This is a genomic window from Rhodobacter sp. P1_C2, assembly GCF_056406375.1.
In genome coordinates this window covers 174546-195973 of the sequence record NZ_JBFUAG010000001.1, presented here as the reverse complement: position 1 = coordinate 195973, position 21428 = coordinate 174546, and the positions used below count along the sequence as shown (strand labels likewise).

General features: G+C 66.1%; 21 protein-coding genes. 11 read left to right on the top strand and 10 right to left on the bottom strand.

The features are described 5' to 3' along the window. The first annotated feature begins 84 nt into the window (after nucleotides 1–84). From AC1DZT_RS00955 to AC1DZT_RS00935, 5 genes are all read left to right on the top strand, one after another. Nucleotides 85–258, top strand: a complete 174-nt coding sequence (locus tag AC1DZT_RS00955; protein ID WP_478004714.1) for a CsbD family protein — start codon at nucleotides 85–87, stop codon at nucleotides 256–258. 134 nt (nucleotides 259–392) lie between these two features. Next, nucleotides 393–557 carry a DUF3309 family protein gene (locus AC1DZT_RS00950; protein WP_478004713.1) on the top strand — a complete coding sequence of 55 codons (165 nt, stop codon included), beginning with the start codon at nucleotides 393–395 and terminating at the stop codon, nucleotides 555–557. A gap of 80 nt (nucleotides 558–637) precedes the next feature. Continuing rightward, a complete protein-coding gene (locus AC1DZT_RS00945; protein WP_478004712.1) occupies nucleotides 638–943 on the top strand; it encodes a PRC-barrel domain containing protein in 306 nt (101 codons plus the stop codon). A gap of 184 nt (nucleotides 944–1127) precedes the next feature. Next, nucleotides 1128–2003, top strand: a complete 876-nt coding sequence (gene serB, locus AC1DZT_RS00940; RefSeq protein ID WP_478004711.1) for a phosphoserine phosphatase SerB — start codon at nucleotides 1128–1130, stop codon at nucleotides 2001–2003. Beyond that, nucleotides 2000–2470: an N-acetyltransferase family protein gene (locus tag AC1DZT_RS00935; RefSeq protein ID WP_478004710.1), complete on the top strand. Its 471-nt coding sequence runs from the start codon at nucleotides 2000–2002 to the stop codon at nucleotides 2468–2470. The genes serB and AC1DZT_RS00935 overlap by 4 nt, the downstream gene beginning before the upstream one ends. A 5-nt stretch (nucleotides 2471–2475) precedes the next feature. On the opposite strand, the gene AC1DZT_RS00930 is transcribed toward AC1DZT_RS00935, so the two are convergent. Together AC1DZT_RS00930 and AC1DZT_RS00925 are read right to left on the bottom strand one after the other, a co-directional pair. Further along, on the bottom strand, nucleotides 2476–3081 hold the full coding sequence (locus tag AC1DZT_RS00930; RefSeq protein ID WP_478004709.1) for an alpha/beta hydrolase: 606 nt from the start codon (nucleotides 3079–3081) through the stop codon (nucleotides 2476–2478). Between the two features lie 60 nt (nucleotides 3082–3141). Further along, nucleotides 3142–4071, bottom strand: coding sequence for a VOC family protein (locus tag AC1DZT_RS00925; protein ID WP_478004708.1), 930 nt, complete (start codon nucleotides 4069–4071; stop codon nucleotides 3142–3144). Nucleotides 4072–4203: 132 nt separating this feature from the next. On the opposite strand from AC1DZT_RS00925, the gene AC1DZT_RS00920 reads away from it, so the two are divergent. From AC1DZT_RS00920 to AC1DZT_RS00900, 5 genes are all read left to right on the top strand, one after another. Beyond that, nucleotides 4204–5103, top strand: a complete 900-nt coding sequence (locus AC1DZT_RS00920; protein ID WP_478004707.1) for a LysR family transcriptional regulator — start codon at nucleotides 4204–4206, stop codon at nucleotides 5101–5103. 112 nt (nucleotides 5104–5215) lie between these two features. Then, entirely contained in the window at nucleotides 5216–6274 is a 1059-nt protein-coding gene (locus AC1DZT_RS00915) for an efflux RND transporter periplasmic adaptor subunit (protein WP_478004706.1), read from the top strand. Further along, entirely contained in the window at nucleotides 6271–7329 is a 1059-nt protein-coding gene (locus AC1DZT_RS00910) for an efflux RND transporter periplasmic adaptor subunit (protein WP_478004705.1), read from the top strand. Before AC1DZT_RS00915 ends, AC1DZT_RS00910 begins: the two co-directional genes overlap by 4 nt. Beyond that, nucleotides 7326–10367 (top strand): efflux RND transporter permease subunit, encoded by a 3042-nt coding sequence (locus AC1DZT_RS00905; protein WP_478004704.1) that lies wholly within the window; start codon nucleotides 7326–7328, stop codon nucleotides 10365–10367. Before AC1DZT_RS00910 ends, AC1DZT_RS00905 begins: the two co-directional genes overlap by 4 nt. Beyond that, the gene (locus AC1DZT_RS00900) at nucleotides 10364–11047 is read left to right on the top strand and encodes a TetR/AcrR family transcriptional regulator (protein ID WP_478004703.1); all 684 of its coding nucleotides are present in this window, start codon (nucleotides 10364–10366) and stop codon (nucleotides 11045–11047) included. Before AC1DZT_RS00905 ends, AC1DZT_RS00900 begins: the two co-directional genes overlap by 4 nt. Here the strand turns inward: AC1DZT_RS00900 and AC1DZT_RS00895 are convergent. The 4 genes from AC1DZT_RS00895 to AC1DZT_RS00880 form a co-directional block, all read right to left on the bottom strand. After that, a complete protein-coding gene (locus tag AC1DZT_RS00895; protein WP_478004702.1) occupies nucleotides 11044–11916 on the bottom strand; it encodes a proline iminopeptidase-family hydrolase in 873 nt (290 codons plus the stop codon). The genes AC1DZT_RS00900 and AC1DZT_RS00895 overlap by 4 nt on opposite strands. Nucleotides 11917–11984: 68 nt before the next feature. After that, nucleotides 11985–14189 (bottom strand): dehydrogenase E1 component subunit alpha/beta, encoded by a 2205-nt coding sequence (locus AC1DZT_RS00890; RefSeq protein WP_478004701.1) that lies wholly within the window; start codon nucleotides 14187–14189, stop codon nucleotides 11985–11987. Nucleotides 14190–14192: 3 nt separating this feature from the next. Next, on the bottom strand, nucleotides 14193–15701 hold the full coding sequence (gene amaB / locus AC1DZT_RS00885; RefSeq protein ID WP_478004700.1) for an L-piperidine-6-carboxylate dehydrogenase: 1509 nt from the start codon (nucleotides 15699–15701) through the stop codon (nucleotides 14193–14195). A gap of 13 nt (nucleotides 15702–15714) precedes the next feature. After that, complete coding sequence (locus tag AC1DZT_RS00880) at nucleotides 15715–17019, bottom strand: NAD(P)/FAD-dependent oxidoreductase (protein ID WP_478004699.1); 1305 nt, start codon at nucleotides 17017–17019, stop codon at nucleotides 15715–15717. A gap of 95 nt (nucleotides 17020–17114) precedes the next feature. On the opposite strand from AC1DZT_RS00880, the gene AC1DZT_RS00875 reads away from it, so the two are divergent. Then, nucleotides 17115–18005 (top strand): LysR family transcriptional regulator, encoded by an 891-nt coding sequence (locus tag AC1DZT_RS00875; RefSeq protein ID WP_478004698.1) that lies wholly within the window; start codon nucleotides 17115–17117, stop codon nucleotides 18003–18005. Between the two features lie 4 nt (nucleotides 18006–18009). Here AC1DZT_RS00875 and AC1DZT_RS00870 read toward each other — a convergent pair whose 3' ends face one another. From AC1DZT_RS00870 to AC1DZT_RS00855, 4 genes are read right to left on the bottom strand one after another with little or no spacing between them, the layout of a single operon-like run. Beyond that, nucleotides 18010–18804, bottom strand: coding sequence for a 3-methyl-2-oxobutanoate hydroxymethyltransferase (locus AC1DZT_RS00870; protein ID WP_478004697.1), 795 nt, complete (start codon nucleotides 18802–18804; stop codon nucleotides 18010–18012). Next, nucleotides 18804–19115 carry a MocE family 2Fe-2S type ferredoxin gene (locus tag AC1DZT_RS00865; RefSeq protein ID WP_478004696.1) on the bottom strand — a complete coding sequence of 104 codons (312 nt, stop codon included), beginning with the start codon at nucleotides 19113–19115 and terminating at the stop codon, nucleotides 18804–18806. Before AC1DZT_RS00865 ends, AC1DZT_RS00870 begins: the two co-directional genes overlap by 1 nt. Nucleotide 19116: 1 nt before the next feature. Then, nucleotides 19117–20223: a fatty acid desaturase family protein gene (locus AC1DZT_RS00860; RefSeq protein ID WP_478004695.1), complete on the bottom strand. Its 1107-nt coding sequence runs from the start codon at nucleotides 20221–20223 to the stop codon at nucleotides 19117–19119. 9 nt (nucleotides 20224–20232) lie between these two features. Then, nucleotides 20233–21417 (bottom strand): aldose 1-epimerase family protein, encoded by a 1185-nt coding sequence (locus AC1DZT_RS00855; protein WP_478004694.1) that lies wholly within the window; start codon nucleotides 21415–21417, stop codon nucleotides 20233–20235. Between the last annotated feature and the right edge of the window lie 11 nt (nucleotides 21418–21428).

Sequence of the window (21428 nt, the reverse complement as noted above, 5' to 3'; positions counted from 1 at the left end):
AGGCGGATCAGTACCCTTTCGGAAAAACCGCGCTAGCTGATGGGATGAGCCCCAGCTTGGGGGCCCTTCAGTCGGAGAACGATTATGGACAAGGACCGCGTCGCCGGTGCAGCAAAAGTCGCCGCCGGGAAGATAAAGGAAACCGTCGGGAAGGTCGTTGGCGATGCCAAGCTGACCACCGAGGGCAAGGCACAGCAGGTCGAGGGCAAAGTGCAGAATGCCATCGGCGGGCTGAAGGATTCGCTCAAAGAGAAATGATCCGGCGCGCCCCGTTGCGCGCCCCATGATACAGCCAATTTCGGCACGATCTCTGGCGGGGCAACCCGCCTCGCCAGGGGTCCCTAGACCAAGGCATCGCTGGGATGCCTTGTTTCATCAAGGAAATCCATACCATGTCGATCGGCACCATTCTGATTATTCTGCTTGTTATCTTTCTGGCGGGCGGCTTCAGCGGCCGGTTCGGCGGCTATGGCTACGGCTTTGGCCATGGCGGCATCGGTGTTCTGGGTGTGCTGCTGATCGTCATCGTCGTGTTGATGCTGACCGGGCGCATCTGACAGGCCGCTTTTTCCGGGGCACGCCCCCTTCAAGCCGGGCCCTCAAGGCCCGGCGCGCTTTCCATTTCAGGAGAAAACCCATGGACCATTCCAACAATGTCGTGATTGATGCGATTGATTTTGTTCCCGAAACCCTGACCGGCGCCAAGATCTACGGCGACGGCGACAGCCTGATCGGCACGGTCAGCCATGTGCATGGCTTGGGTCCCGACAGCAAGGTCGTGATCGAGGTCGGCGGCTTTCTCGGCCTTGGCGCGAAAGCGGTGATGATGCCGGTCACCGACATGGTCTTCATGCGCAATGACGACGGTTCGGTGCATGGCAAGACCCGTCTGACCAAGGATCAGGTCAAGGCCATGCCCGAACACGGCCACGAAGCGCATTGATCCCGGCCCGAAAGGGCAAGGCACAGGGTGATCGCCCCTCCTCCGCCAGCGGAGAATGGGCGATCACGCCCCCGCAGGCAGGCATCTTGCCCGGCTGGCGCGGGGCGAAAATTCGGCGTAAACCCCGGCTGCACCGCGAAGACCGTGTTTTCGCCTGACGTTGCAACGGACCGGGACCCTGACAATGCCGATCGTAACTTTACTGACCCATCCCGACCGTCCCATTCTGGAGCGTGTCACGGTGGAAAGCCTGCGCAATGCCTGGGGCGGCGGCGATGCGCGCTGGCTCGATCCCGGCGTGGCGGCGGAATTCGCCATCGAGTCCCTGCCGGAAAACCGTTGGGAGGTCTGGCAGGCCATGCAGGGTCTGGGCCTTGATCTGGTGATCCAGCCGGAAGAGGGCCGCCGCAAGCGGATGCTGATCGCCGACATGGATTCCACCATGATCGAACAGGAATGCATCGACGAGTTGGCGGACGAGGCCGGTGTCGGTGCCCATGTCGCCGCCATCACCGCCCGCGCGATGAATGGCGAGCTGGATTTCGAGGCGGCGCTGAAGGAACGCGTGGGCCTCCTGAAGGGTCTGTCGGCCAGCGTGATCGACCATGTGATCCGCGACCGGATCACCCTCATGCCCGGCGGCAAGGTGCTTCTGGCGACGATGAAGGCCCATGGCGCCTATTGCGCGCTGGTTTCGGGCGGCTTCACCGCCTTCACGGCCAAAATCGCCGGGGTTCTGGGCTTTGACGAGAACCGCGCCAATACCCTGCTGATCGAGGATGGGAAGCTGACCGGCGAGGTCGCTATGCCAATCCTTGGCAAACAGGCCAAGGTCGAGGCGCTGGAGCAGATCTCGGCCCGGCTTGGCATCTCGGTCGCCGATGCGATTGCGGTGGGGGATGGGGCCAATGATCTGGGGATGCTGGGGCTGGCGGGCACGGGCGTGGCGCTTCATGCCAAGCCCTCGGTCGCGGCGCAGTGCGAGGTGCGGGTCAACCACGGCGATCTGACGGCGCTGCTTTACCTGCAGGGCTATGCGCGGGAAGATTTTGCCGCATGATCATCCGCAAGGCCCTGCCGGCGGATGCAACCGCCATGACCGCGATCATGAACGAGATCATCGCCATCGGCGGCACCACGGCGCATGAGTGGCCAAAGACCGCGGCCAGCGTGCGGGAGCATTACATCGACGGCCCCGCAGTCATCACCTCGGTCGTGGCGGAGGAGGCGGGCCGGGTCATCGGCTGGCAATCCATCGGCGATTGGCAGGGCGAGGCGCATATCGGCACCTTCGTCCAACCCGGCATCCAGGCCAAGGGGGTCGGCAGCGACCTTTTCGCCCTGACCAAAGACCTCGCGAAACAGGCCGGCGTGGCGACGATCATCGCCAGCATCCGCGCCGACAATGTGCCTGGCCTCGCCTTTTACGCCCGGGCGGGCTTTGTCGATTGCGGCTATGAGCCTGACTTCGCGCTGCAGAACGGCCAGGTCGTCGGGCGCAGGCATCGCCGCTTCGACCTGGCTTAGGGGCTTTACGCCCGCAGGAAGGCGCCGATCGCGGCCAGTTCTTCCTGCCGGACATCATGGCCGCCCTCATGCAGCACCAGATCCACCTGGCTGCCCTGCGCCTTGAGGTAGCGCACCAGCGTTTCGGTCAGGGGCAGGGGGCAGATCGGGTCGCGCTTGCCGGCGGTGACCAGCACCTGCTTGTCCTTCAGGCCAGGATTGGCCGCGGGCGACCACGGCACCAGGGGATGCATCAGGACGGCGCGGTCAAACAGCTCCGGCGCTTCCAAGAGGACCGAGGCGAGGATATTGGCACCGTTGGAATAGCCCAAGGCATAGACCGGCGCGCCGGGATGGGCGGCCTTGTGGGCGCGAATGAAGTTCGCCATCTTTTCGGTGCGGACCGCCAGATCCTTCATGTCGTAAACGCCCTCGCCGGTGCGGCGGAAGAAGCGGTTGGCGCCATGTTCGGACACATCACCACGGGGCGAGACGATGCCGGCCTCGGGCAGGATCTGTTCGATCAGGCCGAAGAACTGGTGTTCATCGCCGCCCGTGCCGTGAAAGGCGAAGACCAGCGGCTGCCCCTTGGCGGGGTCTTTGGCAAGATGGGGATAAAGGGTCATGGACATCGGAAAAGCTCCTGTGCGGGGGCCTGCCGGTCGCACCGGCAGGCCTTGAGTTGGTTGGGTTCAGTCGACGATCGGCTGCAGGATGCTTTCCAGCTGGCTCCGCAGATGGGCGTGCTGGGTCGGCAGTTTCAGCGCCTGGCCGAGGTGGGCGGTATCCTCGTCACGGTCAAAGCCGGGCTCGTTGGTCGCCACTTCGAACAGAACCCCGCCCGGCGTGCGGAAATAGATCGCCCAGAAATAGTCGCGGTCGATCACCGGGGTGACATGATAGCCGGTATCCAGAAGCGCCTTGCGGACCTCCAGCTGGGCGGCGCGGTTTTCCACCGCAAAGGCGATGTGGTGGACCGAGCCTGCGCCCTGCCGGGCCGGGGCGGCACCGGGCAGCACCTCCAGGTCGATGAAATCCGCGCCATTGCCTTTGATGCCATAGCGGGTCACATCGCCCTGGGTGTCGATCTTGTCATAACCCATGAACTGCAACAGCTCGCCCGTGGCGCCGCCATCGCGCAGCCGCATCGTGGCCGAATGGAAGCCGTGAACGCCCTCGGCCGAAGGGACCGGGCCACCGGCATAGGCGGCGCGTGTGTCATCGGCGACCTCGGTCAGCTCGAAGCCATCGCCATCGGGGCCGAAGAAGCGCAGGCGCTTTTCACCGAAGCTTTCGCCCTCTTTCAGACCGGCGACGCCTTGTTGCACCAGGCGCTCTTTCCAGTAGCCAAGCGAACCTTTCGGCACCGAGAACACGGTCTCGGCCACCTCGCCCGCGCCACGACGGCCTTTGACGATATGGGGAAAGGGGAAATAGGTCATCACCGAACCGGGCGTGCCCACCTCGTCGCCATAATAGAGGTGATAGACATCCGGCGCGTCGAAGTTGACCGTCTTCTTCACCCGGCGCAACCCGAGGGTCTTGGTGAAGAAATCGTTGTTTTGCTGTGCATCCGCCGCCATCGAGGTGACATGGTGCAGGCCTTTGATCTGGGTCAGCATGGCTTGGTTCCTTTTGCTCTGTGGCGGGGCATCGGCCCGTCTTTCTCTGCCTCCGAAGATGGGGCAAAGCGGGGCCGAACAGAATGAGCATAATCTTGCATATATTATTGCCCTCTGTGTAATAATGCCGGGATGGGAGAGCTTGAATCCATCCGCACCTTTCTGGCCGTGGCCGAGCAGCGCAGCTTTTCCGGCGCGGCGCGGCAGTTGTCGATGACGCCTGCCGCCGTCACCCGCACCATCGCGGCGCTGGAGGATCGGCTGGGCGTCCAGCTTTTGTTGCGCACCACGCGGCAGGTTTCGCTGACCTCGGCCGGGGCGGTCTATGCGGCACGGGTGGCGCCGCTGGCGCGCGGGCTGGCCGATGCCGCGAGCGATACGCAGGAACAGCATGGCCTGACCTCGGGGCTGATCCGGATCTCGGCGCCGATGTCGCTGGGGATCAAGGTCCTGCCTGCCGTCCTGTCACAGTTCGCGGCGCTGCATCCGCAGACACGGGTGGCGCTGACCCTGTCGGACGGCTTTGTCGATATCGTGGAAGAGGATTACGACCTCGCCATCCGCATCTCGGGCCCGCCGTCCGACAAGTCCACCGTCTGGCGCAAGATCTGCAAGGTGCCGCGGATTCTGGTCGCCTCGCCCGCCTATCTGCTGCGCCACGGCACGCCCTCGAGCCCGGATGACCTGCCGGATTTCCCCTGCCTCTCCTACGGGTCCGAAGCGCGAGAGGAAACCTGGGAGCTGTCGAAAGGCTCAAGCCAGCGCCGCCACACCGCCAAGGGCGGTTTCAGTGCCAACAACGGCGACCTTTTGGCCCGTCTTGCCGTGCAGAGCGAGGGGATCACCCTCTTGCCGCGCTTCATCGTCGAGGATGCGCTGAACGCCGGCCAACTGGTGCAGATCCTGCCCGACTGGGCGGCGCCCGACATCTGGCTGACGCTGTATTACCCGCCCTATGACCACCTGCCGCTGCGCGTGGCGACCTTCTCGGATTTTTTCGAGATTCATGTCAAAGATACGCATCCGTTGTAGGCGAGCCCGAGTCTTCCGCCCGACGGTCGTTCAAGTCATATTGACAAAACTGTCATTATGGCTTCAAAGGCAAGAACTGCAGTCCTGTTGCGCATCTCAAAAGGGATTCCCCATGCGTCAGCCCATGCTTTCCTTTGCCGCAGGCCTTGCCCTGATGACCTCTGCCGCCATGGCCGAGCCCCTGCCGGTGCATATCGTCACCGCGCAGAAATCGGCCGTCAAAGCCGAGGCCGTCCTGACCGGCACCCTGCAGGCGATCGAGGAGTTTCCCGTCTCTTTCCCGCAAGGTGGCCGCATCCTGTCGGTCGAGGTGCGCGAGGGCGACCATATCACCAAGGGGCAGGAACTGGCCCGCGTCGACCCGACCCAGACCGAGGCTGGCTTGCGCGCCGCTCTGGCCGGGCTGGATGGCGCCGAGGCGGCCTTGCACGAGGCGCAACAGGCCAGCGACCGCGCCACCGGATTGCTGCAAAGCGGGGTGGGGACGCGGGCCGATCTGGACAATGCGACCAATGCCCTGCTCGCCGCGCAATCCAGCCGCGATCAGGCGCAGGCCCAGCTGAACAAGGCGCAGACCGCGCAGAACAACACCGTTCTGCGGGCGCCGCAGGACGGCATCGTCACCGCGCGCGGGGCCGAGCCTGGCCAGGTCGTCAACCCCGGGCAGAAGGTGGTCTCGATGGCGGCGGATGGCGGGCTGGAGGCGGTCTTCAATGCGCCCGATGGCGTCGATCTGGACCGGTTTCTGGGTGACCGGGTGGACCTGACGCCGATCGACCAGCCCAACATCAGCTTTGCCGCCACGATCTCGGAAATCTCGCCCCTGGTGGATGCCAGCACCGGCTCTGTCACCGTGAAGGCCAGGCTGAACACCGCGGCGCCGGCCTCTGTGGTCTTCGGCACGCCGGTGATCGGCCGCCTCGTCCTGCCGGAGCCCGATGCGATCAGCCTGCCCTGGACGGCGCTGACCGCCCTGGGCGGCGCGCCGGCGGTCTGGACGGTCGATCCCGCCACCATGGTCGCGCATCAGACCCCGGTCACCGTTTCGGCCTATGGCGCCGCGACCTTCCGCATCTCGGGCGGGATCGAGCCGGGCACGCTGGTGGTGACCGATGGCGCGCAGCTTCTCTATCCCGACCGTGCCGTGGTCCAAGTCAAGGAGGGCGAATGATGCGCCGCTTCGCCCTGCTTCTCGCGCTTCTGGCGCAGCCCCTTCACGCGGAAACCGCCGCAACAGAGACGAATGCGGCTGAAATCGCCCGCCCGGTCGTCTCCGAAATCGTCAGCCCCGGCCCGATCCAGGCCCGCGCCTTCACCGGCACGATCGAGGCCGAGGTGACCGCCGACCTCGCCTTTCAGACGCTTGGCCGGGTTGCCACGCTGAACGTTTCGGCGGGTGACCGGGTCAAGGCGGGGGAAGTCCTCGCCACGCTGGACCAGGTCACCCTGAACGAAGATCTCGCCGCAGCCGAGGCCGCCCTGCAGGGCGCGCAGGCCCGCGCCGCCTTTGCCCAGCAAAGCCTGGACCGGATGCAGCAGCTGGTGGCGCGCAATGTTGCCAGCAGCGCCCAGCTGGAAAGCGCGCAGGCGGCGCGCGACACCGCCAATTCCAGCGTCACCGCCGCCGAGGCCGACCTGGCCCAGGCCCGCGACGCCGCGGGCTACAGCGAGCTGCACGCCCCGCGCGACGGGATCGTCACCAAGACCGAAGTCGAAACCGGCACCGTGGTCGCCGTCGGCACCCCGATCCTGACGCTGGCCGACCTCAAGGGCCGCGAGGCGGTGCTGGATGTGCCCAGCGAGTTCCTCGCCCTCGTAAAAACCGGCGATGCCTTCATCGTCGAGGGGCGCGGCAGTCCGCCGGTGACCGGCACCCTGCGGATCATCGAACCCTCGGTCGGCACCGGCACCCGCAGCCGCCGCCTGCGCCTGACCCTGGTCGATGCGCCCTCCTCCTACCGGCTGGGCAGCCTGATCACGGCCCGGCTCGCCGGCACCACCGCCCCCGTCGTCACCCTGCCCCACAGCGCCATCGCCGGCACGCCCGAGGCGCCGCAGGTCTGGCGCGTCGGCGCCGGCCGCAAGGTCGCGCTGGTGCCGGTCACCCTCGGCCGCGACCTCGGCACCCGCGTGGTGGTCGAGGGGCTTCAGGCCGGGGACGAGATCATCGTCCGCGGCGTCCACTCCCTGACTGCAGACCAGACCGTTGGCGAAGGAATTCAATGATGCGCTTCAACCTCTCTGACTGGGCGCTGCACCACCGCTCCTTCGTCTGGTACCTGATCCTCGTCTCGCTTCTGGCCGGGGCCATCGGCTATTCCTCGCTGGGGCGCGAGGAAGACCCGGCCTTCACCATCAAGACCATGATCATCCAGGCCGCCCTGCCCGGCGCCACCGCCGAGGAGACCCTGACCCAGGTCACCGAACGCATCGAGAAAAAGCTGCAGGAGCTGGAGAACCTCAAGGACACCCGCTCGGAAACCCGTCCAGGCCGTGCCACCGTCTATGTCGAACTGACCGACAGCACCAAGGCCCCGGCCGTCGCCGCCACCTGGGCGCGCATCCGCAACATGATGACCGATATCCGCGGCGATTTCCCCAAGGAATTCGCGGGCTTCGGCTTCAACGACAGTTTCGGCGACGTCTATGGCAATATCTATGCCTTCACCTATGACGGCTATACCCCCGCCGAGGCGAAGAAATGGACCGAGACGATCGAAAACGCCGTCCGCCAGATGCCCGATGCCGGCAAGGTGGATCTGATCGGCACGCAGGACCCGGTCGTCTATATCGAGTTTTCCGCCCGCCGTCTGGCCGCTCTGGGTCTGGATGCGGCGACCGTGCTTGACACCCTGGCCAAGCAGAACGCCATCGTGCCTTCGGGTGTGATCCGCACGGCGGAGGAAAAGGTGATGGTCCGCGTCTCGGGCTCTTTCACCGGGGCGGATGAGCTGGCCGCCACCACCTTGCGCGTCGGCGACACCTTCTTTGCCCTGTCGGATGTGGCCACCGTGACCGGCGGCTATGCCGACCCGCCCTCCTCTCTCTTCCGCTACAATGGCAAGCCGGCGATCGGCCTGATCATCGGCCTGCGCACCGGCGCCAATATCCAGACCTTCGGCGCGGCGCTCGACAAGGAGATGGAGCGTCTGGCCCCCACCCTGCCCATCGGGATCGAGGTCCACCGCGTCGCCGACCAACCGCATGTGGTGGAGGAATCGGTCAACCACTTCCTGCGCGCCCTGGTCGAGGCGGTGGTGATCGTGCTGGGCGTTAGCTTCGTCTCGCTTGGCTTGCGCGCTGGTCTGGTGGTGACGCTGGCTATTCCGCTGGTTCTGGCCCTGACCTTCGTCGTCCTCGACATCATGGGGATCACGCTGCAACGCATCTCGCTCGGCGCGCTGATCATCGCGCTGGGGCTTCTGGTCGATGACGCGATGATCTCGATCGAGACGATGATCTCGCGGCTGGAGGTGGGGGAGAGCCTGGAAAAGGCGGCCTCGGCGGCCTGGTCTTCGATCGCTTTCCCGATGCTGACCGGCACGCTGATCACCATGGCGGGCTTCATCCCGATCGGGCTCAATTCCTCGGCGGCGGGGGAATACACGATCTCGCTGTTCTATGTGATCGTGATCTCGCTTCTGTTGTCCTGGGTCGTCGCGGTTCTCTTTGCGCCGATCCTCGGCATGGCCTTCCTGCCCAGGACGATGAAGCACCATTCGGCCGAACCCGGGCGGCTGCGGCGTGCGTTTCACGCGGTCTTGCGGGTGGTGATGCGGGCGAAATGGCTGACGGTGGGGGTGACGGTGGTGATCTTCGGCGTCTCGCTTTATGGGATGAAATTCGTCGAACAGCAGTTCTTCCCGACCTCGGACCGGCCCGAACTGGTGATCGACGTCAACCTGCGGCAGAACGCCTCCTTCAACGCCACGAACGAGGAGCTGTCGCGGCTGGACACCTGGCTGGCCGGGCGCAAGGAGCCGACCTTCTGGTCGACCTACGTCGGCCAATCCGCCCCGCGTTTCATCCTGGCCTATGACGCGCTGACGCCCTCGGACAACTTCGGCCAGATCGTGGTGATGACGCCGGATCTTGAGGCCCGCGATGCCCTGCGCAAGGCGGTGCAGGATTATGCCGCGACGGCGCCGGGGGTCGATATTTTCCCGAAATACCTGGAGCTTGGGCCGCCGGTCGGCAAGCCGGTGCAATACCGTCTGTCCGGGCCTGATGCCGACAAGGTCTCGGATCTGGGGCGGGCGCTGGCGGCGGTTCTGGCCACCGACAAGCGGTTGCAGACCATCACCGAGAATTTCAACGAACCGGCCCGCGTCGCCCGTGTGGTGCTGGACCAGAACAAGCTGCGCCAGCTGGGCCTGACCCAGACCGATGTGGCCAATGCGCTGTCCAGCCTGTTCGACGGCATGACGGTGACCGAACTGCGCGACGGCAAGACGCTGATCGACGTTGTGGCGCGCGGCAGCGATGCCGACCGGTCCAGCGTGCTGAGCCTGCAGAACCTGCAGCTGGGCAATACGGCCGGCCAGCCCATCCCGCTGAACTCTTTCGCGACGCTGGAATGGACCCTGGAACAGCCGATCATCCAGCAAAGGAACCGCGTGCCCACCGTGACCGTCAAGGCCGCCGTGGCGACCAAGGACCAGCCCGCCACCATCGTCACCGATCTTACCCCGGCGATTGCCGCCTTCGAGAAGACCCTGCCGCCGGGCTATCACATCGAGATCGGTGGTTCGGTCGAAAGCAGCGGCGAAAGCCAGTCGCCGATTGCCGCCGTGGTGCCGGTCATGCTGTTGATCATGGTCACCCTCGTCATGGTGCAGATGCAGGGCTTCCGCCGCGCCTTTGTCGTGCTGGCGGTGGCGCCTCTGGGCCTGATCGGGGTGGTGGCGGCGCTGCTCGCCTCGGGTGCGCCCTTGGGCTTCGTGGCGATCCTGGGCGTGCTGGCGCTGGTCGGCATCCTGATCCGCAACTCGATCATCCTGGTGCATGAGATCGAGGAGCTGCAGCATCGCGGGCTGGAACGCTGGCAGGCGGTCTTCGATGCCACCGACAGCCGCGCCCGCCCGATCCTTCTGACGGCGGCGGCGGCGAGCCTCGCGCTGATCCCGATCTCGCGCCAGGTGTTCTGGGGGCCGATGGCCTATGCGATGATGGGCGGCATCATCGTCGGCACGCTTCTGACGCTGCTCTTCGTGCCGGCCCTCTATTGCCTGGTGTTCCGCGTCCGCCCCCCGGCTGCGGCATGAGTGTGGGCAGGCCCGACCACCGCCCCGCCGTCGCCGCCCAGCGGCGCGAGAAGATGCGGGCGCGGCTGGTCGAGGCGGGGCTTCTGGTCATCGCCGCCAAGGGGCACGAACATACGGTGATCGAGGATGTGATCGCCCGGGCCGGTGTGGCGCGCGGCACCTTCTACAACCACTTCGCCTCGGTCGACGATCTGGCCGAGGCGGCGCGCGATGCCCTGGTGGACGAGCTGTTGCAACTGTCGCTCGACGCGGTGGCGACGATCGACGACCCGGCCGAGGCCTGCGCGAAAAGCCTGCGGCTGGCTTTGGGGCTTTCCAGCACCTATCCGCTGCTGGCACGGTTTTCCGTGCAGTTGAGCACCAACATGGTGCAATGCGACAATCTGGTGACCCATCTCGTGCCCCCGCTTCTGCTGAAAGGGATGGAGATGGGCCGCTTTTGCCGGATGCCCGCGGATCTGGCGGTGGACAATATCTCGGCCATGGCCATCGTCGCGCTGCAATGGCAGGCAGAGGGAAAGGCCCCCGACGTGGCCCAGATCATCGCCGCCGTCCTGCGGATGCTGGGCCTGCCCCGGGAAGAGGCGGAAGCCCTGGCCGTGATGGAGGTCCCAGCCGTGACGCCCGACCCGCAGGGCCTGATCGTGCAATCCGACGCCGCGATGCGGGGGCAGGTCTAGGCCGCCTCCACCTCGCGCAGAAACTCCGCCACCGTCGCCGCATAGGCCGCGGCCTCTTCGATATGGGCGACATGGGCGGAATGTTCGAAGACCACCATCCGCGCCCCCTTGATCGCGGCCAGCATCGGGGCGGCGCAGGCGATGCCCAGCTCGTCATGGCGCCCGCAGGTGATCAGCACCGGCAGGTCAAGGCTGGACAGGTCCGCCGTGCGGTCCCAGTAGCGCAGGTTGCCGATGACGGTAAACTCGTTCGGGCCGTTGATCGTCTCGTAGACCTGATTGCCGGTCAGGTTCTGGATCGTGCGCTGCATGCAGTCAGGCCATTCCGGCAAGCGGCAGACATGGGCCGCATAGAAGGCCTCCGCCGCGGCCTGGTAATCGGGGTGGTCATAGGCGCCCTGCATCCCATAGGTCGCCAGCGCCGCCTGATGTTCCGCGCTCATCTCGCCGATCAGCCTTGCGCATTCGGCCCGGAACAAGGGGATCGAGGCCGAGGTGGAGGCGAGTGTCATGCTGACCAGCCCCGCAGGCTTCTTCAGCATGTATTCGACGCCCAGCCAGCCGCCCCAGCTTTGCCCGAGGATGTGGCACTGCGTCAGGCCCAAGGCGGCGCGCACCTCGTCCACCTCTTCGGCGAAGCGTTCGATGGTCCAAAGTGCGGGCACATCGGGCTTGTCGGACCGCCCGCAGCCGAGCTGGTCATAGAAGATCACCGGGCGGTCAGCGGCAAGCGCCTGAAGCGGTTCAAGGTAGTCATGCCCGGCCCCCGGCCCGCCGTGGAGGAGAAGCAGGGGCAGGCCCGGCCCGCCCTCGATCCGGTTGGTCCAGAGCCTGTAGCCATTGGCCAGCGTCACCCAGCGTTCACTCATCGGCAGCCCTTTCGCGGCAGGAAGATGTCCCCCTGAAAGCAGCACCTTTCGGCCGCCCCGGCAAGGCCTCAGGCCGCCGAACGCGCGGGGTCCGCCGCAATCATCCGCAGGGCGGCTGCCACGATGTCATCGGCGCCCGGCATGGTCGCGGCATAGGCGGGGCCGGTGGCGATGAAACTGTCCTCGGCGGTCAACCGGGCGAGGGGCAGGTCGGTGCCCTCATGGAACAGCGCCATCAGCGCCTCGGCCACACCGCCGCTGCGGCGGGTCTCGTCGACGATCAGGATGCGTTTTGCCCTCGCCACCGCCTTGACCAAGGCCTCCGCCGGCAGGGGTGACAGCCAGCGCGTGTCGATCACCCTTGCAGCCACGCCCTGGGCCGCGAGCCGGCGCTGTGCCTGCAAGGACAGGTAAGTGCCATTGCCGAAGGTCACGATGGCCAGATCCTCGCCCGCGCCATGCACACCGACCTCTCCTTCAGCGATCACCTCGGAGGGTTCGGGATAAAGCCCCATCCAGCCGCCGTCCTTCTCCGCATGCAGATCGCGCATCGGATAGAGGGCGATCGGCTCCAGGAACACCACCACGCGCTGCTCCTCCCGCGCCAGACGCACGCAGGTCCGCAGCATCCGCACCGCATCAGGCCCGTTCGACGGACAGGCGAGGATCACACCCGGAATATCGCGCAGCACGGCGACCGAATTGTCATTGTGGAAATGCCCGCCGAAGCCCTTCTGATAGCCAAGCCCCGCGATCCGCAGCACCATCGGGTTGGAAAACTGCCCGTTGGAGAAGAAGGGCAAGGTCGCCGCCTCGCCCCGGATCTGATCCTCGGCGTTGTGAAGATAGGCGAGGAACTGGATCTCCGGCATCGGCAAAAACCCGTTCTGCCCCATGCCGATGGCAAGGCCAAGGATCGCCTGTTCGTCCAGAAGCGTGTCGATCATCCGGTCGGCGCCAAAGCGGGATTGCAGCTTTTGCGTGACGCCATAGACCCCGCCCTTGCGGCCGATATCCTCACCCATCATGACGATCTCGCCATGGGTCAGCATGAGGTCGGTCAAGGCCCAGTTGATCAGGCGCGACATGATCTGCGGCTCGGCCATCTGTTTGAGGTCGCCACCGAAAGCCTGTGCCCGCGCCTCGGGCGAGGGGCCGTTGCCGGGGCGGCAGGCGCGTTTCGGCGGGATGATCGCCGCCATCACATCGGCGGCCGTCTGCAGGCGCGGCCGGGTCACGGCCTTGGCGGCAAGGCGGGCGACCTCTTCGGCGGTGTCGGTATAGATCGCCAGCGCCTCGGCCGGGCGCATCACCCCGGCCTGATCCAGCAGGCGGACGCTGTGCAGCAGCGGGTCCTGCGCCTCCTCCGCCTCGACCTCTTCGCGGGGCAGGTAGGTGGTCGGCACATCGGCACCGGCATGGCCGTAAAGCCTTATGGTGCGGATATGCAGGAAGGCGGGCTTGCGGCGGGTGCGCACGAACTCCGCCGCTTCCACGGCCACGCGGTAGGTGTCGAAGAGGTCGAGCCCGTCGCAGGCGAAATAGGTCAGGCCCGGGCGGTTGGAAAAGCCCGCCGCGATCCAGCCCTTGGGGGTCTTGGTCGAAATGCCGATGCCGTTATCCTCGCAGACGAACAGCAGGGGCAGCGGCAGGCCCTGATAGGCGGTCCATTGCGCGGTGTTGAAGGCGCCCTGCGCGGTGGAATGGTTGGCCGAGGCATCGCCGAAGCTGCAACAGATCAGCGCATCCTCGGGCAGGATCGCATGTTCGGGCCGGTGGCGCCTCGCGGCGCCGATGGCATAGGCGGCGCCCACCGCCTTGGGCAAATGGCTCGCGATGGTCGAGGTTTGCGGCGGGATGTTGAGTGCCTTGGACCCCAGAACCTTGTGCCGCCCGCCGGAAATCGGGTCCTCGGACGAGGCGGCGAAGGACAAAAGCATGTCCCAGGCCGGGTCCTGCCCCGGCACTTGCATGGCCCTTGCGATCTGAAACGCCGCGTCACGGTAATGGAGGAAGGCCATATCCGTCGGGCGCAAGGCCATGGAAACCGCCGCCATCCCCTCATGCCCCGAAGAGCCGATGGTGTAGAACCCCTGCCCCGCCCGCTGCATCTCCCGGCTTTGTCGGTCGAGCGCGCGGGTCAGACAGGCGGCACGGTAGATCGCCACGGCCTGATCCGGCTTCAAGGGACCAGCGGGCGCCCGGCCCTGCGGCAGATCGCCCGCAGCGACCCGGCGCAGGACGTTTTCGTGGACGATGACGGAACGGCCCATGTCTCAGCCCTCGATATCGAAGCTGACGCCCTGGGCCAGCGGCAAAGCGGTGGAATAGTTGATCGTGTTGGTCGCCCGCCGCATATAGGCCCGCCAGGCGTCCGAGCCGCTTTCGCGCCCGCCGCCGGTTTCCTTCTCGCCGCCAAAGGCCCCGCCGATCTCGGCGCCGGAGGTGCCGATGTTCACATTGGCTATCCCACAATCCGACCCGGCGGAGGACAGGAACGTCTCCATCTCGCGCAGATCGGTGGTGAAGATGGCCGAGGAGAGACCGGCGCCCACGGCATTATGTGCCTCTATTGCCGCGGAAAGCTCGGTATAGCGCATGATGTAGAGGATCGGCGCGAAGGTTTCCTCCATGGCCGGGCCAGCTTGGGTCGGCATCTCGACCAGAGCGGGGCGGACGTAGAAGCCTTCGGTGCCGATCCGCTCGCCGCCCTGTACCTCGCCGCCAGCGGCACGGGCAGCCTCCAGCGCCTTGGTCATGCCATTATAGGCCTCGGCGTCGATCAGCGGGCCGACGAGGGCTTGCGTCTCCAAGGGGTTGCCGACCGCAACGCTGGCATAGGCCTTCTTCAGCCGCGGCACGAGCTGGTCATAGACCGCAGCATGGACGAAAAGCCGCCGCAGCGTGGTGCAGCGCTGGCCCGCCGTGCCCATCGCGCCAAAGGCGATGGCGCGCAGGGCCATGTCCAGATCGGCGGAGGGGCAGACGATCCCTGCGTTATTGCCGCCCAGTTCAAGGATCGTGCGGCCAAAGCGTGCTGCAACCTTGGGCCCGACGATCCGCCCCATCCGCGTCGACCCGGTGGCCGAGATCAGCGCCACATCCGGGCTATCGACCAAGACCGAACCGATGTCGCCCTTGCCGATCACCAGTTGCGCCAGACCCTCCGGCGCCTCGCCGAACCGGGCGATGGCCTTCTCAAGGATCGCCTGCGCCGCCAGCCCGCAGAGCGGGGTCTTCTCGGACGGTTTCCAGATCACCGCATCGCCGCAGACCAGGGCCAGCGCGGTGTTCCACGCCCAGACCGCCACCGGAAAGTTGAAGGCGGAAATGACACCAACCACGCCCAGCGGATGCCAGGTTTCCATCATCCGGTGGCCGGGGCGTTCGGTGGCGATGGTCAGACCATAAAGCTGCCGCGACAGGCCCAGGGCAAAGTCGCAGATGTCGATCATCTCCTGCACCTCGCCCTGGCCTTCGGACAGGCTCTTGCCAGCCTCGATCGAGACGAGACGGCCCAGATCGGCCTTATGGGCGCGCAACGCCTCGCCAAAAAGCCGGACCAGCTCGCCCCGGCGCGGCGCGGGGACGCTGCGCCAGGTCTTGAAGGCCGCCTTGGCGCGGGCGATGGCGGCGGCGGTCGTGGCGGCATCGTCCAGCACCACGCTGCCCGTCACCTCGCCGGTCAGGGGCGAATGGCAGGTCAGGCTGCCGCCGGTGAAGCGGGCAGGCGCCACGCCAAGCGATTGCAGGATGCGGGTGGCCTCGGCGGCATAGGTTGTCATGGCTGTGCTTTCTTCAGTTCGCGGTTTGGCGGGCATCGAGCAGGTGGCTGACCTGCGCGCCCAATTCGTAAGTGATCTCGCGCGCGCCGCGCAGGGTGACGGGTCGCGCAGGCGTCAGGGGCAGGGGCATGTCAGCCTCGCCCGCCTGGCCCATCACGAGGGCGGCAAGGCATTGGCCAAAGACCGTGCCGGGTGCTATGCCCCGGCCATTGTAGCCCGACATGCTGTAGGCCCGCGGCCCCAGCGCATGAAACCGCGGCAGGTTGTCTGCGGTCATGCCGATGCGGCCATACCAGGCATGTTCGAACCCCAGCCCTTTCAGCTGCGGGAAAAGCCGGGTCATGGCGCGCCGCGCCCAGGCCTCGTGCACCGCGCGCCCGGTGCCGCGCAGGGCACCGACCGAGCCGAAGACCAGCCGCCCCGCCGCATCGCGCCGGAAGGAGGTGAGGATCTGGGCCGTGTCCCAGGCCCCCTCCAGCCCCGGCAGGACGCTGGCCTGCTGGGCGGGGCTCATCGGAAGGGTGGCAAAGTTGAAATAGGGCAGCAGCACCTGTTCCTGGCGGATTTCGCGGTGGATATGGGCGGTATAGGCATCGGTGGCGACAATCAGCCAGCCGGCCCGGACCTGGCCCTGCGGCGTCTGCACCAACCAGTCGGCGGCGTGGCGCAGCGACAGCGCCGGGCTTTGGGTGAAGATCCTGACCCCCCGCGTCACCGCCGCCCGCGCCAGCCCCCGCGCGTAGGCCAAGGGCTGGATCGTCCCGGCGCGGTGGTCCATGAGGGACCCGGCATAGGCGGCGCTGCCGACGCGCCGCGCCGTCTCGCCCGCGTCGAGCAGTTCGACCGCCGCTCCCAGACGCTGCCACTGGCGAGCGCGCTCCTGCAACTCGGCCAGACCGGCAGGGCCGACGCCGAGGTGGAGGGTGCCCTTCGGGGTCGCCTCGCAGGCGATGCCAAGCCGGGCGACCAGATCGAAGACCTGCCGCGGCCCCTTGCCCAGAAGGTCGATCAGCCGGTGGCCGTGGTCGCCCAGCCGCGACACCAGCGCCTCGGGCTGGACCCACATGCCGGCATTGACGAGGCCCACATTGCGCCCCGCCCCGCCAAAGCCGATCTGATCCGCCTCCAGCACCACGACGGAACGCCCCGCCTCGGCCAGATGCAGCGCGGCGGAGAGGCCGGTATAGCCCGCGCCGACGATGACCACATCGGCCTGGACCGACACCTCCAGCGCGCCGGTGGCAGGGGCCGGGCCCGCCGTCCGACCCCAGAGGCCATGGGTCACTTCATTCATCTGCGGCATGGGGCTTTGCGTCATTCTCGCTCTCTTTGCACAAGACAGGCGATTATCGCTTGCCAAAGCCGGGAGGGATAACGAGGAATGGCAATGACTTCATTCCGAATGGTAATGACATGCGCACGCCACGACGCTTTCTGCCCGGCCTGCATCTGCTGGCGGCCTTCGAGACCGCCGCCCGCACCGAAAGTGTCACGGCCGCGGCGCAGGAGCTGGACCTGACCCAGGGCGCCGTCTCGCGCCAGATTCGCGCGCTGGAGGAGCTTTTGGGCGTCGAGCTTTTCCATCGCCAGCGCCAGACCATCAGGCTGAACCACGCCGGCAAGGCCTATGCGCGCGATATTCGTGACGCTTTGCAGAAGATCAGCACCGCCTCCTTGAACCTGCGGGCCAATCCGGCGGGCGGGTCGCTGACCCTGGCCATCCTGCCGACCTTCGGCACCCGCTGGCTGGCCCCGCGCCTGCCCGGGTTCCTCTCGGCCCACACCGGCATCACGCTGAACCTGGTGACCCGGCTGCGCCCCTTCGACTTTGCCGCCGAGACGATCGACGCCGCGATCCACTTTGGCGCGGCGGACTGGCCGGGCGGGCATTGCGCTTTTCTGATGGAGGAGGATGTGATCCCCGCCTGCGCCCCCGCCCTGCGCGCCAGTCTGTCTCTGACACGGCCCGAGGACATGCGCCGCGCGCCCCTGTTGCACCTGACCTCGCGGCCCGATGCCTGGGAACAATGGTTCGCCCATCAGAAGGTCGAGGCCAGCAACGTCCACGGCATGCTGTTCGACCAGTTCGCCACCCTGGCCCAAGCCGCGGTGGCCGGCCTTGGCGTCGCCCTGCTGCCGCGCTTTCTGTTCGAGGAGGAGCTGGCGCTCGGCAAGCTCGTCCTCGCGCTGGAGGCGCCGATGCGCAGCCCCTCGTGCTATTACCTCTGCTGGCCGGAGGAACGCGCCGATTACCCGCCGCTGCAGGCCTTCCGCAGCTGGCTGGAGGCCGAGGCGAAGGGCTGAGACCTCAGGCGATCTGCCGCAGGAAGGCCGCCAGCTCCTCTTCCTTCATCTTCACCACATGGCGGTCTTCGGGATAGGCACCCGAGGCGACATCGGCGATGAACTCGCGGTAGGCCGCGACGCGTTCGCGCTGCAGCCGGTCGAACTCGGCGGCGAAGTTGCGATAGACCTTGGCATGGCGCGGCATGTGGCCCCGGTTCATGCCGAGGATATCTTCCGAGAAAAGATACTGCACGTCACAGCCGGGACCGGAGCCCATCGACCACAACAGGATGTTCACCCTTTTGCTGATCTCGCTCGCCACTTCCACCGGCACCACCTCGATCTCCACGGCGAAGGCGCCGGCGGCCTCGTAGGCGCGGACCTCCTCCAGCATGGCGGCGGCGGTATCAGCGGTCTTGCCCACCGCCTTGAACCCGCCGGTGAAGGTGTTGCGCGAGGGGACGAGGCCGACATGCCCCACCACCGGGATATGTTCATCGGCCAGGAATTTCACCGTGGCGAGACTGCCCGAGCAATACATCGCATCGGCCCCCGCCATCAGCATCTTGCCGGAAAAGCGCAGGTAATCCTCGCGCGTGCCGGTGCTGCGGTGGTCATAGCCGGTCATCGAGAAGAGGCCGGGGGCGACCTTGCGGTATTCGGGATCTGTGACCAATTCCGGCGGAACAGAGACGATATCGATCCCGGCTTCCTCGGCAGCGGCGGCCTCTTCCAGCGTGAAGATGCGCAGCATGGTCAGCTGGCCCTTGCCCTTTTTCGCGCGCAGATCGGCGACCGTGGGTTTTTGCCGTGCCATCACGCCACCTCGATTTCGACAGCATCACCCGTCACCCGGGCCGGATAGGTCGCAAGGTTCACGCAGACCGGGGCGCGCAGGGCGGCGCCGGTCTTGTAGTTGAACCTGCCATTGTGCTTGGGACATTCGATCTGATCGCCCATCACCAGCCCGTCGCAAAGATGCACCCGCTCATGGCTGCACAGGCCATCGGTGGCAAAGAAGGCGCCCTTCGGATCGCGGTAGATCGCATAGGTTTTCCCGGCGTGGTCGAACCGCAGCACGTCCTCCGGGTCGATATCATCCACATCGCAGGCTTTGATCCAGGGCATCTTAAGACTCCATTCCCGAACGGTCGGGCACTTCTTGGTGAAACTCTTCGCGGTAGGGGCGCGCGGTGGCGGGCAGCACCTTGCGCAGGTAATAGCCCTTCTCGTGACGCTGGCGGATCACGGCAGGCACCATCTCGACATAGGCCGCCCAGATCGAGGGGCAGGGTTCGGGCAGGTCGTCCTTGATGAGCGCGTGCAGCCGCGGCAGGGCGTGATAGGGCACCATGGGGAACATGTGATGTTCGACATGGTAATTCATGTTCCAATAGATCCAGCGGCTGATCGGGTTCATGTAGCAGGTGCGCGAGTTCAGGCGGTGGTCAGTCACATCCTCGGCCAGACCGCCATGCTGGATGAGGCCCGTCATATACATATGCCAGCAGCCATAAAGCCGCGGCAGGCCGATCAGCATGAAGGGCAGGATCGACCGCATCCAGAGCGCGGTGAGCAGGGTCGCGAGATAGATCGCCATATGCACCCGGGCCCAGAAGATCGCCTTCGGGATCTCCGAGGCCGGGATATAGTCGCGCTCATCGGCGCTCATGTTGCCCATCGCGTTGCGGACAAGGATTTTGAGGGAGGCCCAGGCGTCGATCGGGCTGACGAAGGCCTGGATCTTCATCCAGATATTGGTCGGGTGCATGAAGCCGATCTCGGCATCGCGGCCGACGATGATCGTGTCGGTGTGGTGGCGGGCATGGCTCCAGCGCCAGTTGACCGGGTTGCGCATCACCATGAAGCTGGCGATGTGATAGACCACATCGTTCATCCAGGAGGTCTTGAAGGCCGTGCCATGCCCCGCCTCGTGCCAGCGGCTGTCGCAGCAGGACCCGTAAAGCACGCCATAGACGAAGAAGAAGGGCACGCATGCCCAAGTGCCCCAGAAATGCAGGCCGCCCCAGCCGGTCAGCAGCAGAAGCCCCAGCCAGATCACCGTGTCGCGGATCGCCGGCTGATCGCTGCGCGCCATCAGCTCTTTCATCACCTTGCGGGGAATTTCCGAGTGATACCACTCCGCCGAGGCCAGACCGAGGTCGATGGCGCGTTGGGCATTCGGCCCGGTCAGGGAATAATCGCGGGGTTCCACGAGGGTTTGGTCGTAGGGCATGGTCTTCCTCTATCTCTGCCCGCGCCCGGTCAAAGGCCGGAACTGGCCCGAGGGCGTGGGGTAATCCTCTTGCGGCTGGCGGGCGATGGCGGTGATCTTCGCCTCGGATTGCGCGATGGCCTCCGCCCCGTCCAGAATGCGGAATCTGCTATCGTAGAGCCGGTTTTCCTGCGGCCCGAGCCAGATCATCTCGCCCCGCTCGCGCGCTGCAAGGTCGCCCAGGACGTGATGGGTGGAGGGTTCGATGCCAAGCGCATAGCCCCCGGCCTGAAAATGCTGCCATTCGTAAAGGCAGGGCAGCTGGTCCTTGCGGGTCGTGACCTCGACCCCCAGGGCAAGCCGGTCGTTGATCAGGGCGACGGGCACCTCCTGGGCGACATCAGAGCCACATTCGTGCTGCCAGACCTGTTCGGCGAACTGGTCCTGCGGCGCGGGCAAGTGTTGATAGCCGACGCCTTGCGACTGGTAGCGGGCGGTATGGGCGGCCCAGACCACATCGGTGATCGGGGCAAGATAGCGCGCGCCCGCGGCCAGCAAGGGGGCGCCAATGTTGATGTGGTAGAAGAACATATGTGGCGTCGGCAGAAAGCCCGTGTTCTGCACGCGGTCGCTGAGGCGGATCTCGGTGCCGCCAAGATCGACCTCGATCCGCCGGAACAGGGTCAGATTTTCGCCAAAGGTCGCGGCCTGGCGGACCTGCCCCTCGGCCCAGAGGATACAGCGGTCGCCCTCCCACCGCTCGCCATAACCGGTCAGCTTGGCGGGAATGGTCGATATGCGGCCATGCAGCGCGTGCCGGATGGTCGCCACACCGGGGTAATTGTAATTGTCGGCCGGAACCTCTGCCGGGCCGAGGATATGATCCAGCCCGCAGGTCACCAGAAAGCCCGAAAAGCTGCGCCCCCAGGCAAAGCCGCCCTCGCCTTCGTATTCATGCAACCCGGGGTGGCGGATACCCGAGGGCCCGTGCCAGCCGACCGACTGGCCCTTGTATTCGACCTCGCAAATGTCGAAAGCCCGGTCGACCAGCACGGTAAAGCGCAGACCGGAGCCGGTGCGAAACTCCAGCATCCGGATGCCACGCTCCAGACCGTCGGACAATTCCATCAACCGCACACCGCCAAAGGCCCCGAGGCTGCCGGAGCGGCGGGCGATGTCGTGCGGGGTCAGGTCTTCGCCGAACAGTCTGGGCATGTCTCACCTTG

Excerpts from the sequence above, each read along its gene's own strand:
- AC1DZT_RS00890 (WP_478004701.1), bottom strand. The coding sequence starts at position 14,189 with ATGGGCCGTTCCGTCATCGTCCACGAAAACGTCCTGCGCCGGGTCGCT.
- AC1DZT_RS00905 (WP_478004704.1), top strand. The coding sequence starts at position 7,326 with ATGATGCGCTTCAACCTCTCTGACTGGGCGCTGCACCACCGCTCCTTC.
- AC1DZT_RS00920 (WP_478004707.1), top strand. The coding sequence starts at position 4,204 with ATGGGAGAGCTTGAATCCATCCGCACCTTTCTGGCCGTGGCCGAGCAG.
- amaB (WP_478004700.1), bottom strand. The coding sequence starts at position 15,701 with ATGACAACCTATGCCGCCGAGGCCACCCGCATCCTGCAATCGCTTGGC.
- AC1DZT_RS00910 (WP_478004705.1), top strand. The coding sequence starts at position 6,271 with ATGATGCGCCGCTTCGCCCTGCTTCTCGCGCTTCTGGCGCAGCCCCTT.
- AC1DZT_RS00925 (WP_478004708.1), bottom strand. The coding sequence starts at position 4,071 with ATGCTGACCCAGATCAAAGGCCTGCACCATGTCACCTCGATGGCGGCG.
- AC1DZT_RS00915 (WP_478004706.1), top strand. The coding sequence starts at position 5,216 with ATGCGTCAGCCCATGCTTTCCTTTGCCGCAGGCCTTGCCCTGATGACC.
- AC1DZT_RS00935 (WP_478004710.1), top strand. The coding sequence starts at position 2,000 with ATGATCATCCGCAAGGCCCTGCCGGCGGATGCAACCGCCATGACCGCG.
- AC1DZT_RS00895 (WP_478004702.1), bottom strand. The coding sequence starts at position 11,916 with ATGAGTGAACGCTGGGTGACGCTGGCCAATGGCTACAGGCTCTGGACC.
- AC1DZT_RS00955 (WP_478004714.1), top strand. The coding sequence starts at position 85 with ATGGACAAGGACCGCGTCGCCGGTGCAGCAAAAGTCGCCGCCGGGAAG.
- AC1DZT_RS00950 (WP_478004713.1), top strand. The coding sequence starts at position 393 with ATGTCGATCGGCACCATTCTGATTATTCTGCTTGTTATCTTTCTGGCG.
- AC1DZT_RS00870 (WP_478004697.1), bottom strand. The coding sequence starts at position 18,804 with ATGGCACGGCAAAAACCCACGGTCGCCGATCTGCGCGCGAAAAAGGGC.
- AC1DZT_RS00860 (WP_478004695.1), bottom strand. The coding sequence starts at position 20,223 with ATGCCCTACGACCAAACCCTCGTGGAACCCCGCGATTATTCCCTGACC.
- AC1DZT_RS00865 (WP_478004696.1), bottom strand. The coding sequence starts at position 19,115 with ATGCCCTGGATCAAAGCCTGCGATGTGGATGATATCGACCCGGAGGAC.
- AC1DZT_RS00930 (WP_478004709.1), bottom strand. The coding sequence starts at position 3,081 with ATGTCCATGACCCTTTATCCCCATCTTGCCAAAGACCCCGCCAAGGGG.
- AC1DZT_RS00900 (WP_478004703.1), top strand. The coding sequence starts at position 10,364 with ATGAGTGTGGGCAGGCCCGACCACCGCCCCGCCGTCGCCGCCCAGCGG.
- AC1DZT_RS00855 (WP_478004694.1), bottom strand. The coding sequence starts at position 21,417 with ATGCCCAGACTGTTCGGCGAAGACCTGACCCCGCACGACATCGCCCGC.
- AC1DZT_RS00945 (WP_478004712.1), top strand. The coding sequence starts at position 638 with ATGGACCATTCCAACAATGTCGTGATTGATGCGATTGATTTTGTTCCC.
- AC1DZT_RS00875 (WP_478004698.1), top strand. The coding sequence starts at position 17,115 with ATGCGCACGCCACGACGCTTTCTGCCCGGCCTGCATCTGCTGGCGGCC.
- serB (WP_478004711.1), top strand. The coding sequence starts at position 1,128 with ATGCCGATCGTAACTTTACTGACCCATCCCGACCGTCCCATTCTGGAG.
- AC1DZT_RS00880 (WP_478004699.1), bottom strand. The coding sequence starts at position 17,019 with ATGACGCAAAGCCCCATGCCGCAGATGAATGAAGTGACCCATGGCCTC.